Below are 16,245 nucleotides of genomic sequence, written 5' to 3'. Positions count from 1 at the left end.
CTTTACACTGAAATCAATTCGTACATTTGCCCGTGGGTCCGGCCATCGGTGAAAAACAACCGGATAAAATCCTGTTTGCCCACCTCAATGGCAGGCAGGATGGTTTTTCCCGCCGGGAACGGCGCGACAAAAGGATACAGCATCCCATCCTCTTTATTTGCGGGGTAACCACCCTGCTTCTTGACGTAGCAGAGCACGTCCTTCGCGATCGGAACTTCGGTCGTCACCTGAATTTGAATCGCTTTGAATTTTCTCAGAAAACCGCCTTTATCCAAGAGCGAATAATAAATTTTAGCCTTGCCGGCACTGATTTCGATCCTGTTCCCGCCGTCAGGCTGCCGGATAAGCTGCGGGCCGCCGCTCCCCTCCCGGCAGGCAAATACCGTAAGGACATAACGCCCGATGCCTTCCAGGCGGCTGTGATAGCCGTTGTTCGCTTTATATTCCGCCCTCGTGTACAGCTTTACGTTTCCTGTATCCCCGGCTGCGGATTCCGCCTGCTCGGCAGGGGTCTTCCGGATGTAAACCGCATCGATGTCCCGCGGCCAAATCCAGCGCAGCGTGAAGCGCTCCTCCTCGACTGTGCGGGTCAAGCCGCTGATGACCGGAGAACCTTCCTTCGCATCGGTAAACTGCATCTATTCCGCCTCCCGCATCAATTAAAATCCATGGCTGCGGCTGTCCTTCGTCCGTCCGCCCATGCCCGCGGCGGGAATGTCGCGGCTGCTGCCTTTTCGTCCGCCGCCCCGCGGCTTGGTGCCGTTATTCTCGCTCACCGGAACAATGAGTGTAAATAAACCGATGATGGCCGCCAGCACAAGCGCAGCGATGAACCGCCAGAAACCGTCCGTGAATGACTGCCCGGACAGGCCGTTATCCAGAATAAAGCCAGCCAGCAGGCCGCCGGCGAGACCCCCGCTGCCGAAGCTTACCGCAAGGAAGCGGTTGTCGAACACAAGTCCCAGCGAGACTCCTACGGCTGCTCCAACAATGCCCAGCGACAAAATACGCAGCAGCGTGTAGAACGTATTATCCGCCATCGTATCGGTCCGTTCTGTCAGCAGCGTCCGGTTATCGATTTTGTCGTATATATTTTGGAATACGAGAGCGAGTCCGCTTGCTTCCGACACATCGTAATAGCTGCCGCCGGTGGAGTCGGCTATTTGCTGCAGCAAAGCTGAGCCTCTGGCATCAACAACGCTGAGACCCACCGTATTGACGGCAATCTGCTGCTCTTGATAGGCCGCAAGCTGCTCGTCGATATTGGATTCGCTGAAGCCGTCTGACAGCAGAATGACCAACGTGCCGCGTTTGGCATTTTCCTTGCCCTCGATTGTCTTCATTGCCTCCGTCAGCGCAAGGCTGAAATCCGTTCCTCCGTCAGTTGGCTTGAGCGAATCGATTACGGCATTCACCGAATTCTTCTCGTCCTGCGTGCCCAGACTGACAAAGGGCTGGATCAATTCAGCGGTATTGCTGAAGGCGACTACAGCCACCCGGTTATCGCTGTCCATATTGTTGATCAGCTGCTTCGCTGCCGCATATCGCTCGTTGTCCGGATCGGTCTCCAGCATGCTTCCCGAATTGTCGACGACCAGCACAATATCCTTCACCTGCTTCGCGCCGCCGAATTGCAGCCCGTAGAGCAGCTGAAGCAGGCCGCCGACAGCAAACAGCAGAATAAGGGTAGCCGGGACGAGCAGCTTCCAGGATAAGTCGGTATAGCGCTGCCGCCAGGAAGACCCGTTCAACCGGGGCGCGATCATTTCCGCAAGCAGGCAGGCCAGGCCGATGCACAAGGCAAGAACGCCAAAGTAGAGGCCAATGACGATAAAGCGCGGCCAGCTCTCCAGCAGCGCCCCCAGTATCACTTCACCGAACGCGAATCCGATTGCGCCGCCGATTATGCTGAACAACAGGAGAAGCATATTTATTTTTCGTTGCATGATGACAGCACCCTTTCACTTGCTAGTGGACTGCGATTATCGATATATACCGGTCAGCGGAGCTCAGGCAGAAGAGACGGATCAATCGTGTGAAATTCATACCCATTCTGCAAATAGGCTTCATAATACACCTTACCGTTTCGATAATACATCAAATCTTCCAAATGAAAGCCGCCCATTATATTTAATTTTTCCACCCCGCTGCTGCGCTTCTCGTGCACACAGCCCAGCTTGTAGATCCGTGACGTTTCGTCCACGCCAAGAGCATAACGGATAAATTCGCTCTCCCGGTCTCCGAACAAATATTTCTCCTCATAACGATGCTCATGCGTATAGTCAAGCAGACGGATATGAATCGCCGCGTTATCCTCCAGCGTCCGGTACAGCCGGTGGAACAGCTCATCCCTCGATACAGCCTGCTGATTATGATAGGCAACAGATACGTTCGCCCGCTGCAGCAGCTCCTCCTCGAAGGTCTGGGCAAAGGGCTCGGCGGTCAGGATGTGCCTGCGGCATATACCGGTCAACTGCTCTATAAACGCGTGTTCTCCCTGATCCAGAAGCTCCATTACACGGCCCACGAGCCGCTCCTCGAAGAATGCCCCTGCGCCGCGCTTCTCTTCGATATCCTGCATGACGCTGCCGGTTACCCGCTCGTAATAATCGAAAATATTCTGCCCGATATAATCATCCGCCAATTGGATGCTTTGCTGCGCCGCCGCATTAAACTCTGCTTCCAGTGCGGCCATTCGAACAACACGGCTGCGGTATTCCTCGTGCAGACGCTCCAGCTCGCCTGATAGCCTCCGGTACAAGGCCAGCTCTGTCTCAAACCGCAGCAGCTGCCACCGCAAACGGTAGACCGTATCGAAAAAAGCATGTATAAAGGCACGTAAATTATGTTTGTCCATGAATGGAAGCCGTTGAAATTTCAAATCCTCAGCACGTATTTCGCGGGTGCGGTCAAGCTCCTCCCGGGCGAGATCGATTTCCCGGACCAAATCTCGCTGCCGGGCGCGAACTGCCTCAAGCACACTGCCGGCCTCATTCTTCTCGTCGGTCCATTCGGACACCTGAAAGAAGCTGAACTGCGGATGCTCCTGCATATTGCGGCTAACGGCCCGCCGCAGCTCTTCCCCGGCTTTTATTAACCCGATGCGCTCCTCGGCCGGCCGGATGAAATGCTTGCGGAAGAAGTCCGCGCAGCCGTCCCCGAACAAAGCATCCTCGGCCTCGCGCAGCGACATGCGCCGCAGCTGATCGTACCGGATGCCGCTCGTCAGGAGTCCCGTCATATCGGCAAGATGATCCTCGTCTGGAACGAGGTCGGCCACCCGCGTCTCAATTGCAGCCGCATCCAGTCCGAACAATGCCAGCTTCTCCTTCATGCCTGGTTCAGGCGCGCTCTGCAGCCGCACCAGGATTTGCTTGAGAAAGTGGTACAGCACGTTTAAAGCGATCGAATAATTGGGACGCTTGACCTTGGCCAGTCCCGCCGAGACGAAGCCCTGTCTCCCCGATTCGGCCATCAGGCTGTTCCTGAAGGACGAATTGTTGTAGCTTGCATCATGAGACTGGACCTGCGCATCCCTTCTTTTTCTGTTTTTCAGCAGCAGCATATGGCACATGATCTCATAGTTATCCTGCATTCCATTAAGGGTCGAAATGCCCCGCTCGTTGCGGTCGGATAATACATAAACAAGATCAAACAGCGGAGACGGCTTGTGAATAACCGGGATTGTCAAGCCGTCGCCGGTCACCTGCAGCTGCGCGGAGTATGCGTAATCCGGCCGCTGCATCCCTTCGAGCTCCCGCAGGAAGCTGATTCCCGCCGCGCTGGCATAGCCGAACGTCTCCGCTTGCTCCCGCTCGCTAATCAATGCGTACAAATCCATTTGCACCGATTTGAACAGCTGCAAGAAAATCGACTGCGCAAGCAGCGATATTTCCGGAACAAGCACATTTAGCGGGTCCTCCACCCTGGTAATAACGGCAAGATGAAGGCGGTCGAAGGAGGCGTACAAGCGGCCGTAATCCGCAATCGTATCGCTAACCTGCCGCAGCGCCCGGTTGAGATCGTCCAAGTGACGCCCAGCCCCATGGAAAGCCGCTCCGATATCCTTGCGCTTGGTCCGGTTATCCCGCTCACCTGCCGCTAATCCGGATAAGGCAACCCGCATAACCTTGGGGGCGGATGGGCCATGATCAGCTTCTCGGTATGCTGATGCGGAGTTAGCTTCATTCTCCGCCCCGATGCTGTCATTTGTCCCGCCTGATGAAACATGGAAGTAAATAACGCCGGCATTGTTATCCCATTTCAGCTTATTCGAGCGGATCATCGGTTCAATCGCATGCCCCGCCTCATCGCCGATATATAGAAAAACGGTAGGATAGTAAATGCTGCTCTGATCATCCTCAAGGCCGCTGAGCTGCTGCTCGGCGGCCGAGTAGTCGGCTGCGAATCGATCCAGCAGGGCTCTCATCGCTATTTCAGCTTTCTGCGGATTTCATTAAGCTTTGTCGTCATTTCCCTATAGAACCGGTGCATCTCCTCGCCGCTGGCAAGCTCCACCTTCTCGTATTCGAGACGCTCGCGCGCGTCAAGGAATATGCCCAGCAGCTCCTCCAGCTTGGCCAGCAGCTTTGAAGTATCCTCCGTTGCCGTGAGCTCCGTTACACGCCGCGCCGCCTTGCGCATAAGCGTGCTGCGGTTCTTCTCGTCCAGCTGACGGAAGCTTTCGAACACCTCATGCTCGACATAGCTGCTGCTCTTCATTAAATTAGCGAAAGGCGCCCAGGCTTCTTCCTCGGGCTCGCGGTCGTAAACATATAGCGCACCCTTCCTGATGATCGTCTCCGTATACAGCGCCTCGATAAACTGATCGAGCCATTTTTCCTCATCCTGATGCTGATGAAGCAGCTGCTCAAGCTCTCTTGACTTAACCGAAATGGACTCATACTTCGCCAATTCGTCGCGCACCCGACCCAGCAGCTCCGGGGAACGGATCAGATTTTCCTGCGCAAGCTCCTCCGTGAAGCTTCCGAATATATCCTTCGCCGCTTCGGGCTCCAGCCCCTCGGACAGCAGCCGGTTCAGCTCGTTCAGCGCGCGTTTGACCTCACCCAGATTCGGCTTTGCCGCATCCAGCAGCATATTAAATGGTTTCAACGCATCCGCCAGCTGAAAAGGCTTCGTGAAACGGACGGAGTACCGGCTGCTTGTGTTGTTGTCGATGCCCTTCTCCTCAATGATGCGGTAGCCCTCCGCTTTGGCAAACTCGGCCCGAACCCTTGCATTATAGCTTCTCACGCGTGAATTGACGTACGTATCCCCCCAGGATTTCTCGGGAATCGGCGACGGCAGATACGTCCAGTTGACCCGGTCGGTCTGCACCAGATGGCGTCCGATGCCTTCCTTGTCCAGAATGGTCCGTTCATAGCTTTCCTCATATACCTTAAGCGGCGTATAAACGAACAGCGGCACGCCATTTCTCGTATTCAGCCAGAAAATCCGGTTTTTGACTTCGCTTTCCTTGATCGTGAAGTGCGATTTGCCGATGGAGTTGTTCTGATAGTTCCGAATCCCCCGCAAAATGCTCGGCGCCTGCAGCGGCACCGACACGAAGCCCCATGACGGCACATGCAGATTGCCCGAGCTGTTGCTCAAGTGGAATACCGGCACGGCCTCTTCATCCAGCTTGCTCGCGATATGGCGCTCGACGAATTTCTCGATCGATTCATCGTTTCCATATTTCATGACGAGGAATTCTTCCATCGATTTTGTAATGAGGTCGCCGAATTTATCGGTCAGAAACTCCGAGATCGAGCTGACGATATCGATCTCCTGCTCCTTCACCCACAGATTCGAATGATCCAGCAGCTCCTGCGTAAAGTCGCGGATCAGGTCGTCCCCATCCTTCTTGTCCATCAAGCGGCTGATCACATCGGAAATGTCCGGCACGCCGACGATATTCCAATAATAGGTTTTATTCCCTTTATGGTCGGCCTGCTCTTCCCCGTTGGTGAGAATGTCGCCGTTCTTGGCAAAGATCGAATTAAGCACATTTAAAATTTCCGTAAACACGTTGTAAATCCGGTTGTTCTCGTTATTCAACAGCTGGTGCAGATCCTCATAAAATTCAATCAGCTGCTCCATGCGCTCGACATCGGCATGCAGCCAGTACTCGTTGATTTTCGCTTCAATATAATTGTTCTTCTTCTTGTCCTTGGACACGAACGCGCTCTTCGCATCGCCCATGCGCTCCTCGGCCTGCTCTCTGGCCGCTTCAATCTCCCGTGGAAGCCGCGACAGCCCTTCGCGAAGCGTCTCAATATAGGAAAGCAGCATCTTCAGCAGGCAAAAGCCTTTCTCGGTGTGCAGAAGACGGGATACGTAGAACGGCCCCTGCTCCGGATGAAGGAAGGTACGGCGGATTTGATCGGTAAATTGCCCGACGATTTCGCCTGGAAGCTGTTTCTTGGCTTTGATATATTCCTCGCGCGCGCGAGCCAGGAAGTTCTGCTCCAGCTCGGTATCCATGTTCACGGCTTGCATTTTGATCACGTTGTTGTAGCTTAGACGCTCGCTGTTCTCGAATCCCGGCAGCGGCTCCGGCACGCGCGAATCGAATGTCTTCATCATCGTATCCAGATCGATTCCAAGCTTGCGGGCAAATTTCTCCACGTCATCCTGGCTTGGCGCCTTCTCGAACATTTTGTCCATTTTATTGAAGAGCCGGTAGGCCAAATAGGTCGTCATTTCCTCGATTGGCAGCACCGCCGATGAAGCTCCGATGATGTTGTAATCGTAATTAGCGGGGTACATCTTGTTCATTTGGGCGATGTTCGTCCGGATGTTGCTGATATAGTCGTGAATGGCGAATTCTTCGCCGGACTGCTTTTCCTCGCTGGAGATAAAGTTCGTAATATTCTCCGCCGTCACGTTCATGCAGTAATCGTAGGCATTCTCCAGCAGCTTGCCCTCCGCGTTGGTGGCAGAAATGAGATGGCATAGATTAAAGGGCGGGAGAGGCGAATTGACGGTCAGAATATTGCCGTACTGCTGCTTGAACCGTTCTCCGCGGCTGTCCACATTCATCCAATAGTCCAATTCCTTCAACGCGGCATAACCGTTCTTCTTGATGTACTCGCGCGTATGGTCGCTCAGGCTTTTATTGGCAAGATTAATGTCCGGCGTAAACAAATAACCAAGAGTGTTGACCCGGTCAATGCCTGCAGCGCCATGATCGCGCTCTATAATTCCTCTGACGATATATGAAATATCAAGGAAGCAGCCGCTGCCCGTTCCGCCGGACAAGCCTGTAAGCAGAAAGACCATCAGCTTCTTGTTCGTGCCGACGGACAGCGTCTTGATTTTCTTGTCGATGCTCTGCACGACCTGGTTGATCTTCGTAAACAACAGCAGCCGTCCTGCCTGGCGTACGCCCGCGGCGCCGTTCATCCCGTCGGTAATGCTCAGCTCCGGCGACAGCCAGTCGGTAATGTACGGCTCCAGAATACTGCGGTTTTGCAGCAGTCCCCCGACTTCCGCGTTGGAGAGCAGCACGAATTCGTTAATGGGATCCAGTCCGATCCCCTTATACTTTTTATTGCGGTCCTGTTCATTCGTTTCGAAGGCAAGAAATTCCACATTGTCGGGCTTATCGCGTTTTCGCTTGGAAACCGGATCCTCTGGCAGCTTGAAGCGGCGGTTAATCTGATATTTCAGGCGCAGCAGCGCATCAATGCCGGTACCGCCGAGTCCAATAATCAAAATCGGGTTGTCGATCGTGTTTACCCGGATTTTCTCGCTGACAATGCCCCCGCCGAGCGAAACGTCAAGCTGCTGTATATGCTCTCTTACGATTGGTTTCATTCTTTACTACCTCCTGGGCTCTATTTATACGAGATATTCGATGAATATCGTTTTGTCCACCTGCGTCAGCGTCACCGTAATGCGGTCGCCGCTCTTCATTTCCAATGCGCGGTCCGCATCAACGGCGCGTCCCGATTTCTCAATCGTGCAGGAGGAGGCGTTATGCAGCACGATGCGGTCATTGCTGCCCGGTTTGAGAATCACCTTTTCGGTTTCCTTCAATTCAGGCGCCAGCTGCAGCAGCTGGTGGAGCAGCAGCTTGCCCTTGAAGGCTGACAGCTTCTTGTACTGCGGCGACGTTTTGTCGCCTGTGTTCTCATCCCGGATTTCAATGACGAGCTGTCCGACAAAGCCGCGGTTCGCCTGCTTCAAGAGCCGCAGCACGTAATAAGCTGCCGCAAGCAAAACCGCCAATCCGATGACACCTGCTATGACAGGCACCATGGGGAATGGCTTCCCTGCCTCATCTGCCGGCTTGGCCGGATTCGTGTGTCCCGCTGCCCCCTCTTTGGCCGTAATGGAAACCGCATCGGTCTCCCGGAAGAAGCTTTCCTCCTCGGCCCTTACCTTGATTTCATAGTTATGCTCGTCGGCGATTTTGTAGGTGCCTTCGAAATGATCGCCGGCATTGTCCATCGGGATTTCCTCGGACTTGCCGGTGTCTACGTCTTTAACGAGTAAAACTGCCTTCATGTTGCTATATTGTGCCTGATCCTCCAGTTTTTGTCCGCCGCTGACCAGGTAAGAGTTGAATGGCACTTCATCACCCTTCGAATAGGCGGTCGAAGCAAGCGGGTCCATCGCCAGGCTCAAATCATAGTTGAAGATAAGATTAATGTCGATTTTATCGCGATTAACCCCCTTAACCTGCAGCGTCCAGTCGCCTTCGGAGGGCTTCAGCAGCTTGATTAAGGAATAGCTTTTTGACTTTGACAGCAGGACATTATCCGAAGGAATCGCGATGGCTTTGCCGGACGGGTCGACCAGCTTCGCCTCAATCGGCTGGGCGGACATAATGGAAATGTTCGCTTCCAGCACATTCGCGTTGGGAACGGAAATCTTCACGTTCTGGTAGCTCCCGTCAGCGGTAAACGAATCGACCGGAACGACATTCAAATCGAGATGGCTGGCGAAAATTTCGCTTAATATTTGCGGCAGATCATCCGCCGAATCGGTTGAGAACGACTTGCCGCCGGTTTGATCCGCTATCTTGGCCAACGCTTCCTTGTTTAATTTCCCGTCGGCGTTCAATCCGATCGTATAAACCGGTACGCCGCTGTCGTTCGCTTCTTTGACGGCTTTCTGCATATCCGCATCGGACTGGGCCTGCGTTCGGCCGGAATTATCATCAAAATCGTTATTGCCGTCGGCAAGCAATATAATCATCGGCTCATGACCGGGGTCGGCTCCGTCATCCAGAATTTGCATGGCTTCCTTGACTCCGACGGACACGTCCGTATAGGCGCCGCGGTCCAGTTGGTCGATAAAGCCCTTCAAGCTCTCTTTATCTTCTGACGATTGAATTTCCAGTAAAGCTTTTTCGCGCTGGATCTTGTCGGTATAGGCAACGATTCCAACCTGATCGCCCTGCGCCGACAGCATGTCGATGAACATCTTCATCGCTTCGTTGCCGATTTTGCCCGGATCGCTCGCGCTCATCGAATTGCTTACATCGAGCACCAGCACCGCGTCGATTTGAGAAGCGCCCTGCGCCGCATGAACCCTGGACAGGCTGCCCAGCGGCAGCATCAGCAGAACAGCCGAGACCATAATAAGACGGCGTGAAAAACGTTTGAGTGGACTCATATAAATGTACTCCTTTGCGTTAGCGCGAATAGGTCTCGCAATCTAGTTCAATAGTAACGGTTAGTATCTGCTCCCAGTATAATGATATACTATCAAAATAAGTATACCTGATAGATTCCAGGAAATCACTTTTACTGTATGAGAGGAACAACACATGGTTACATACGCCTGCCTTGGACTTTTGTTTCTTTTTGTCGTTATCAAAGCCCTTATCTACCGTTCGCGCGTGAGAAAAGCCCCGTCTCCCGAGCAGTTGAGCAAGCTTGTCTTTTCCATTCTGAGAAGCAGCGGGCAGCGTGACCGCGAATGATGAAGAAGCTTCCGGTACGACTTAACCCTTATATTAAAACACGCTATCCTTATTCTAAGCTTAAAATATGCCGCAGCTGCAATTATTTTACCGTTCTGGGAGACGCAGAATGCCCGGCATGCGGCAAAACGGCCCTGCAAAGCGTCGAGAAGAGAGCTGCCGCGATACTGCAGCGCTCGATCTGGAGCGTGCGAATCATTATACTGATCATCATGCTCGCCGGCTTGACGTTGAGCGAATCCATGATGCAGAGCGGTCTGCTCGCTGCAGGAGGCCTACTGCTGCTCGCTGTACTCTGGATAGTCCAGAGACGGTCGGCCTCTGCCCTTCTGCTCTGGCAGCTGGAACAATTATTTCATAAGGAGGCCTATAGCCTCTTTGCCGGCCTTGTTCATGACCGGGAGTCGGCCATCAAGGTGTTTCACAGCGGCGATAAACCGCTTGCCTATGAAATGCTGCGTGAAATCGGGGCGCTCGTTCACACCGACCAGCTGCGGGCCGAGCAAATATTGCTGCTTCAGTCGTTCGTGCTGCGCAAGGATATGGACCTTATGCTGGACCCGCTCTTGATGGACCATTTTAACCCCGATCTTGTCGAATATATTGGCGAGCTCGCGAAAATCAGGCGGGACCTCCTGAAAGAAAATACGTTCAGGTATATTTTACTGCATGAGGCCCAGATTCTGAAGATGGAGCATGGCGAGAGCATCCTCACCGGCGTTGCCGGCGCCGCGGTCAGAATGAAGCGGTACATCACGCTTTATCCGTATTTGGTGCAGCGCTATGCGCGCAAGCTTCCCAGGGACCGTTTTCTGCGGCTTTACCGGGTCATCCAGAGCAGCCCGCACGCGAGTCCCAGTCCTTTATATGAAGAGGTTATGAGCATTTATAATGAGAAGTACAAATGGGATGAGGATTTCCGGCACGCCAACAAGTAATGCGGCGTATAAATGAACCGGGCAAAGTACGGGAATAACAGGAGGAATGAAAAGAGGCCGGCAGAAGACACTTAAACAGAGTGTCTGTCTGCCGGCTTTTTTGGCGATATTTTAGTGCTGCTTCGCGTAAGAATATAACCTGGATACGATCATTGCGGTTATTTTTGCAGTCCATCGTCACATCTTCTGGCGGAAAATGCAGACAAGCCATGGGCGTGAAAATTGATCTGTAATTTGGAAAATTCTCAGCTCCGCCTATTGGTCTTCAGTGGAACGACATCGGCCGTTTCCAGATAGAATGTGAGCAGCCTCTCCTTGAGAAAGGCTGCTGCCTCCTGTAAATCGGGATCGTCAATCCGGTTGTCCGTCTCCATGGGATCGCGCTTCAGATCATACAGCTCATCGCGTTCATAATGGCGTCTCACATATTTATAGTCGCGCGTTCGGCACATCACCGCTTTCGTATGCTCTGGACCTTCAAGCTGCTGCAGTCCGACGCGGGGCCAATACAGACCGGAAGACGTTCCCATCGATGTGCTCTCCAGCTCCATCGCCTGCGTCTCGCCAAACAGCCGCCCCCCTTCGGTGAACACCGCATCCCGGTGCTCGTCCTTCTCTCCTGCCAGCACCGGCAGCAGCGAACGTCCGAAATGGGTGTGCTTGGGCGTTAATCCGGCCAGTGCTTCAACCGTTGCGGGGAAATCGATCAACTCGACCAGCGCCTCGCTGACGCGAGGCTGGATCTCCACTCCTTTAGGCGGCTTAATGACAAAGGGGACATTGGTGAGGCAATCCTCGAACGTGTTCTGCGTTTTTTCAACCAGTCCGTAATCTCCCGTAAAATCCCCATGGTCGGAGAAGAAGAACACCGCCGTATCATCGTAGATCCCCGTCTCCTTGAGCGTATCAAGCAGCATTCCGAATTGATGATCCACCCGTGCACACATACCGTAATAAGTGGCGCGCAGCTCCTGCCAGCGATCCTCTGTCCACCCCTGCAGCTTCTGCCGCTCGAAGATACCCTTTAGCAGACTGGGCTTCTTCTCCCAATCCGGCGCGGGCGTCCGCTTCGGCAGCTTGTCGCGGTCGATCAGGCTGAACCAGGGCTCTTCGACGCCATAAGGCGGGTGCGGATACAGCAGCGGCAAATAAATGCAGAGCGGCTTATCCTGCGGGGCATTTCGGATAAAGTCGATGGCCCCGAGTACATTCGCCCAATCTCCATCGTAATAAGCCGCCTCGTCCGGCGCCTTCTCCAGCTTACCGGCATAAAACGAGTAGTAATTATCACTCTCGGGATCGCCGCGCCACCCGTCGGAGAAATGCAGATTTGTCTCCGGCCGCGGCTTCTTCTCCGGCTGAAACTTGATGTCGCAGTAAGCTTCGAACCCGTTCTCGGCCGGAACAAGATCATTTTTGCCGCCCCACCACACGGTATAGCCTTCGTCCTTAAGACTCTTCAGCAGTACCGGCTCGTCTTCCTGCATCATATGGAACATGGTGCGGTGTCCGCCGACATGAGGATACCAGCCGCTCATGAACGAGCATCTGCTTGGCGTGCAAACGGGATTCTGGCAGAAAGCGTTGCGGAAGGACACCGCATCGGTCTGCACCAGCCGGTCCAGATTCGGCGTGACCGCGGCTATGTTGCCAAGATGGCCCATGACATCGGCCCGCCATTGGTCGGGATTGAAGATGACAATATGCGGTTTTGCAGGCATATTCGTTTCCTCCTCGGATTTATAGGATTTTGAGGTCGCTTGGCCGCCATGATCCGGTTCAACCTTTGACCGAACCGGCAATGCCGTTGATGAAATAACGCTGGAATACAATGAACACGAGGATAACCGGTATCAGCGAGATCGCAGCCCCTGCAGCCATTCCTGTCCAATCGACGGTATTTTCTCCCGTGAAGGAGAACATGCCGACGGCCAGCGTCCGCAGCTCCGGCTTGTTCAACGTGAATATCAGCGGGACGAAGAAGGAGTTCCACGTCCAGATAAACTGCATGATTACCGTCGTGGAGATGATCGGCTTGGAGAGGGGAAGCATGATCTGCCGGAAGGTCCGGAAGAACCCGCTCCCATCGATCTCCGCCGATTCCTCCAGCTCCTGGGGAAACGCGCGGAAATGCGCCGCATACAGCAGAATGAAGAGCACATGGGCGCCGGACGACTCGGCCAGAATGACGCCGGGCATCGTATTCAGCAAGCCGAGATGCTTGATGATCTGATAGATCGGAATAATCGTGTAGCCCTTCGGAATGAACATCGTTACCGTGAAAGCCAGTATCAGGAACCGGCTGCCCGGGAAACGGACCCTTCCGAGCGCATATCCGGTCAGTGCCGACAGCACGACGACAATAATAACCGTTGAGGCCGTAATAACTGCCGAATTGGTAAAATAAGTGGAGAAATGGCCGACCCGCCAGGCGCGGGCAAAGTTGTCCCACTGTGCCGCCTCCGGCAGCAGCTTGATGCCTGAGGCGATATATTCGGTATTCGTCTTCAATGAGGAGAAGATCATCCATATAAAAGGATAGACCCATAAGACGCCCAGCGCAAGCAGCAGCAGATGCAGCAGCAGATTCGGTCCGTGCTTGAATGCAGTTCGTCTCATCATCCGTCTCCTTCCGGTCCGCTGAGCAGCTTGTCGCTGCGGTCCCTTGCCGCGTTTGCCAGCCAGCCGAGCAGCAGGGTCAGCAGGAAGATCATCAATCCGAATACGATGCCTGCCGAAGAAGCATACCCGATCTGGGGAAAGCCGCTCGTATTGAAGGCATAGTCGTAGATATACAGATCCACCGTCTCTGTTGCGTAGAATGGCCCGCCTGCGGTCAGCGTCTTTACCAGGTCGAACACATGCATGCTGTTCACGACAGTAAGCAGCAGCACGACGGCGGCTACCGGCTTCAGCAGAGGCAGTGTGATATAACGCAGCACCTGATCACTCCTGGCCCCGTCTATCTTTGCCGCCTCGAACACCTCGCCAGGCAGCGACTGCAGGCCAGCCAGCCAGTAGACCATCACCATGCCGAAAAATTTCCATGAACCGACAAGAATAAGCACGCCCATCGCCGTTCCGGCTTGACCCAGCCAGGGGACAGGCTCCGATAGAAGCCCCAGCCGCAGCAGCAGCTCATTGACCAGCGCATTCTCATTGCCAAAAATAAATTTCATGATAATGCCGACCGTGGATGCCGCGGTGACGACAGGAAGGAAGTAGATCGTACGGTAAAATACCTTGCCCCGGAACACAGCTTTATTGAGGGCCAGAGCCAGCAGCAGCGATGCCGGCAGCAAAATCGCCGTTGTCGCGCCAATATAAATCAGGCTGTTCCGGAAAGCATTCCAGAATGACGAATCCCGGATCAGCTTCGCAAAATTATCCCATGCGACAAAATTCTCCAGAGGGCCGATACCGCTCCACTCGTAAAAAGAATACACATAGCTCATCACGATGGGATAAATCGTAAACACTGCAAAGAACACCAGCTGCGGTAATATAAACAGATACGCCCATAAATACCGTACCCTTTTCCGGCGTGGAATCGAGGAAAAGGAACGATTCGGAGCGGCCTCGGCTCTTGAAATATTCGCATCAGCCGTTGTGGACATATGGCTTTACAACCCCTTTGTTACGGCATAATAGCGTTATTATGGTACGGAGGATCAGAAGAAACGCCTTCACCGCTTCTGGCGGCAAAGTACGTATCTTCTTCCCTCAAAGAAAGCCGGCGATCCGCCAGCCCCCTCTTTCGCTAAGCTTCTTCGGCTGCCGGCAAGTTTCGCTTACTCGGGCAGATTGCTGTATTGATCGCTTGAATACGGTGTGAATGGCGTCCAATTCGGGAATTGATAGTCCTGTTCGCCGATCTTCTGCCCGGATTGACTCACTTTCTGGATCGATTCCTTCAAAGACTGGTTATAACCCGCGCTAAGCTGCGCAAGCTGTCTCCTCACATCCGTAATCTGGCCGGTCAGATAACCTTCGACAATTTTGCCGACATTCTCTTTTGGCTTCTTGCCGTTCAGTTCGGTATTGACCTGCACGGCCGCTTTATTGCGCGTATAAGGATGGGGAGACAAGATAAACGCCTTGTCTTGAATGTCCTGCGCCTGGAGAAACTGCGGATTGTCGACCTGGGTCGTCTTGTTCTGTTCGATAATCGGAGAACCCTCCACACCAAGCTTCAGCTGGTTTACATAGAAATGGTCCATATAGTAATTCAGAAACAGCTTGGCTTCCTCATAGTGCTTCGTATTCTTGCTGACATGCAGCGTAGCCTTCGTCTCTCCCTGGAATGCATAATAGGAGGGTTTGCCGTCTTTGGTCGGCAGTGGAGCTACGCCAAAATCGTTAAATTTGTTGTTCTGCTGAAGCTCCGAGGACAAGAACGTGCCGTCGATGATGAATGCGGCTTTGCCTGCGGCGAACAAGCTGGAGGCTTCGCGGTAATCGATGACCAGGCTGTTCGGGTGAAGGAGCTTCTCATCCTGCAGCTTCTTGAGGAATTCGATCGACTCCACATAGCCCGGAGAGTCAAATTCATATTGTCCCGTCTGCAGATTGAAGCCGTCGTTCGGTACAACCTCCGGCTTGACCGCAGTCGCCATCTGGCCGACATATCCAGTAACAAGCCAATCCGTCTTGATTCCGAGAATCAGCGGGTAAACATCGCTCCCGGCCTGCTTGATCCTCTCGCCGACCATCTCCAGATCCTCCCAAGATTTCGGAACGTCGTTCTCTGTCAGTCCCGCTTGTGTCAATACGTCTTTGTTGTAGTAGAGCATGTGCGAGTACCGGCGCGGGGTGAAGTGCGGCAGAGCGTAGACGCCGCCGTCCAGCGTCGTATAGCCTTCCGTCCAGGTCCCCTCATAGAACTGCTGCTTCCGTTCCTCCGTAAGCACATCATCGAGATTGTGGATGAGTCCGAGACGGTTCAATTGATCAATAGGCACAGATGTGGAATTGGCAAATATATCGGGCAGACTGTTGCTGGAAATCGCAGCCTGCAGTTGAGTTGTATACTGTGATGAGACAATATCGGGAAAATCCACGTGAATATTGGGATAATCCTTCTCAAATTCAGCGATCGTCTGTTCAATCGCCTGCTTGGATTCGGGCCAGCGGCTCCAATAGGTAATCGTGACAGGGTCTTTCGCTCCGGGGTCGTTCACGTCGGATGCACCGGACCCGGACTGCCCGGTATTATTGGAAGCACAGCCCGTCAGAAGCAGAATAATGGCGGCAACCGATGCCAGGATAACGAAGGCGGTTTTCTTCATGATGATATTCTCCCTTGCTGGAATTTTGTATTCGTCTTCCGCTTCTCCGGTAGTCCAGTCGCCAAGCGATAGCTTACTTTTC

11 protein-coding genes are annotated in these 16,245 nt (G+C 53.6%); 2 read left to right on the top strand and 9 right to left on the bottom strand.

Features of this window, described 5'->3' with window-relative positions; genetic code table 11:
• Window positions 1–2: 2 nt before the first annotated feature.
• From AC0YOA_RS30435 to AC0YOA_RS30415, 5 genes are read right to left on the bottom strand one after another with little or no spacing between them, the layout of a single operon-like run.
• On the bottom strand, window positions 3–638 hold the full coding sequence (locus AC0YOA_RS30435; protein WP_475789820.1) for a beta-mannanase: 636 nt from the start codon (window positions 636–638) through the stop codon (window positions 3–5).
• 21 nt (window positions 639–659) lie between these two features.
• Window positions 660–1,946, bottom strand: coding sequence for a vWA domain-containing protein (locus AC0YOA_RS30430; RefSeq protein WP_475789819.1), 1,287 nt, complete (start codon window positions 1,944–1,946; stop codon window positions 660–662).
• Window positions 1,947–1,999: 53 nt separating this feature from the next.
• Window positions 2,000–4,429, bottom strand: coding sequence for a transcription initiation factor TFIID (locus tag AC0YOA_RS30425; RefSeq protein WP_475789818.1), 2,430 nt, complete (start codon window positions 4,427–4,429; stop codon window positions 2,000–2,002).
• A gap of 2 nt (window positions 4,430–4,431) precedes the next feature.
• Window positions 4,432–7,821 carry a tubulin-like doman-containing protein gene (locus tag AC0YOA_RS30420; protein WP_475789817.1) on the bottom strand — a complete coding sequence of 1,130 codons (3,390 nt, stop codon included), beginning with the start codon at window positions 7,819–7,821 and terminating at the stop codon, window positions 4,432–4,434.
• A 24-nt stretch (window positions 7,822–7,845) separates the two neighbouring features.
• The gene (locus tag AC0YOA_RS30415) at window positions 7,846–9,627 is read right to left on the bottom strand and encodes a vWA domain-containing protein (RefSeq protein ID WP_475789816.1); all 1,782 of its coding nucleotides are present in this window, start codon (window positions 9,625–9,627) and stop codon (window positions 7,846–7,848) included.
• Window positions 9,628–9,781: 154 nt separating this feature from the next.
• On the opposite strand from AC0YOA_RS30415, the gene AC0YOA_RS30410 reads away from it, so the two are divergent.
• Window positions 9,782–9,937 (top strand): hypothetical protein, encoded by a 156-nt coding sequence (locus tag AC0YOA_RS30410; RefSeq protein ID WP_475769261.1) that lies wholly within the window; start codon window positions 9,782–9,784, stop codon window positions 9,935–9,937.
• Window positions 9,934–10,875, top strand: a complete 942-nt coding sequence (locus AC0YOA_RS30405) for a hypothetical protein (protein WP_475789815.1) — start codon at window positions 9,934–9,936, stop codon at window positions 10,873–10,875. Before AC0YOA_RS30410 ends, AC0YOA_RS30405 begins: the two co-directional genes overlap by 4 nt.
• 245 nt (window positions 10,876–11,120) lie before the next feature.
• Here the strand turns inward: AC0YOA_RS30405 and AC0YOA_RS30400 are convergent, their stop codons facing one another.
• The 4 genes from AC0YOA_RS30400 to AC0YOA_RS30385 all read right to left on the bottom strand — a co-directional run bounded on the left by AC0YOA_RS30400 (window position 11,121) and on the right by AC0YOA_RS30385 (window position 16,163).
• On the bottom strand, window positions 11,121–12,596 hold the full coding sequence (locus AC0YOA_RS30400; RefSeq protein ID WP_475789814.1) for a sulfatase family protein: 1,476 nt from the start codon (window positions 12,594–12,596) through the stop codon (window positions 11,121–11,123).
• Window positions 12,597–12,654: 58 nt separating this feature from the next.
• Entirely contained in the window at window positions 12,655–13,497 is an 843-nt protein-coding gene (locus AC0YOA_RS30395; protein ID WP_475789813.1) for a carbohydrate ABC transporter permease, read from the bottom strand.
• Window positions 13,494–14,492 (bottom strand): carbohydrate ABC transporter permease, encoded by a 999-nt coding sequence (locus tag AC0YOA_RS30390; RefSeq protein ID WP_475789812.1) that lies wholly within the window; start codon window positions 14,490–14,492, stop codon window positions 13,494–13,496. The genes AC0YOA_RS30395 and AC0YOA_RS30390 overlap by 4 nt, the downstream gene beginning before the upstream one ends.
• Window positions 14,493–14,666: 174 nt before the next feature.
• Complete coding sequence (locus AC0YOA_RS30385) at window positions 14,667–16,163, bottom strand: ABC transporter substrate-binding protein (protein ID WP_475789811.1); 1,497 nt, start codon at window positions 16,161–16,163, stop codon at window positions 14,667–14,669.
• Window positions 16,164–16,245 lie beyond the last annotated feature (82 nt).

The organism is Paenibacillus sp. JT22N12 (genome assembly GCF_056269365.1).
This window is presented reverse-complemented; position numbering and strand designations above follow the sequence as displayed.

Bases quoted from the DNA above. Each gene is read 5' to 3' on its own strand.
- AC0YOA_RS30385 (WP_475789811.1), bottom strand. From the start codon at position 16,163: ATGAAGAAAACCGCCTTCGTTATCCTGGCATCGGTTGCCGCCATTATT.
- AC0YOA_RS30425 (WP_475789818.1), bottom strand. From the start codon at position 4,429: ATGAGAGCCCTGCTGGATCGATTCGCAGCCGACTACTCGGCCGCCGAG.
- AC0YOA_RS30435 (WP_475789820.1), bottom strand. From the start codon at position 638: ATGCAGTTTACCGATGCGAAGGAAGGTTCTCCGGTCATCAGCGGCTTG.
- AC0YOA_RS30390 (WP_475789812.1), bottom strand. From the start codon at position 14,492: ATGTCCACAACGGCTGATGCGAATATTTCAAGAGCCGAGGCCGCTCCG.
- AC0YOA_RS30420 (WP_475789817.1), bottom strand. From the start codon at position 7,821: ATGAAACCAATCGTAAGAGAGCATATACAGCAGCTTGACGTTTCGCTC.
- AC0YOA_RS30410 (WP_475769261.1), top strand. From the start codon at position 9,782: ATGGTTACATACGCCTGCCTTGGACTTTTGTTTCTTTTTGTCGTTATC.
- AC0YOA_RS30415 (WP_475789816.1), bottom strand. From the start codon at position 9,627: ATGAGTCCACTCAAACGTTTTTCACGCCGTCTTATTATGGTCTCGGCT.
- AC0YOA_RS30395 (WP_475789813.1), bottom strand. From the start codon at position 13,497: ATGATGAGACGAACTGCATTCAAGCACGGACCGAATCTGCTGCTGCAT.
- AC0YOA_RS30400 (WP_475789814.1), bottom strand. From the start codon at position 12,596: ATGCCTGCAAAACCGCATATTGTCATCTTCAATCCCGACCAATGGCGG.
- AC0YOA_RS30430 (WP_475789819.1), bottom strand. From the start codon at position 1,946: ATGCAACGAAAAATAAATATGCTTCTCCTGTTGTTCAGCATAATCGGC.
- AC0YOA_RS30405 (WP_475789815.1), top strand. From the start codon at position 9,934: ATGATGAAGAAGCTTCCGGTACGACTTAACCCTTATATTAAAACACGC.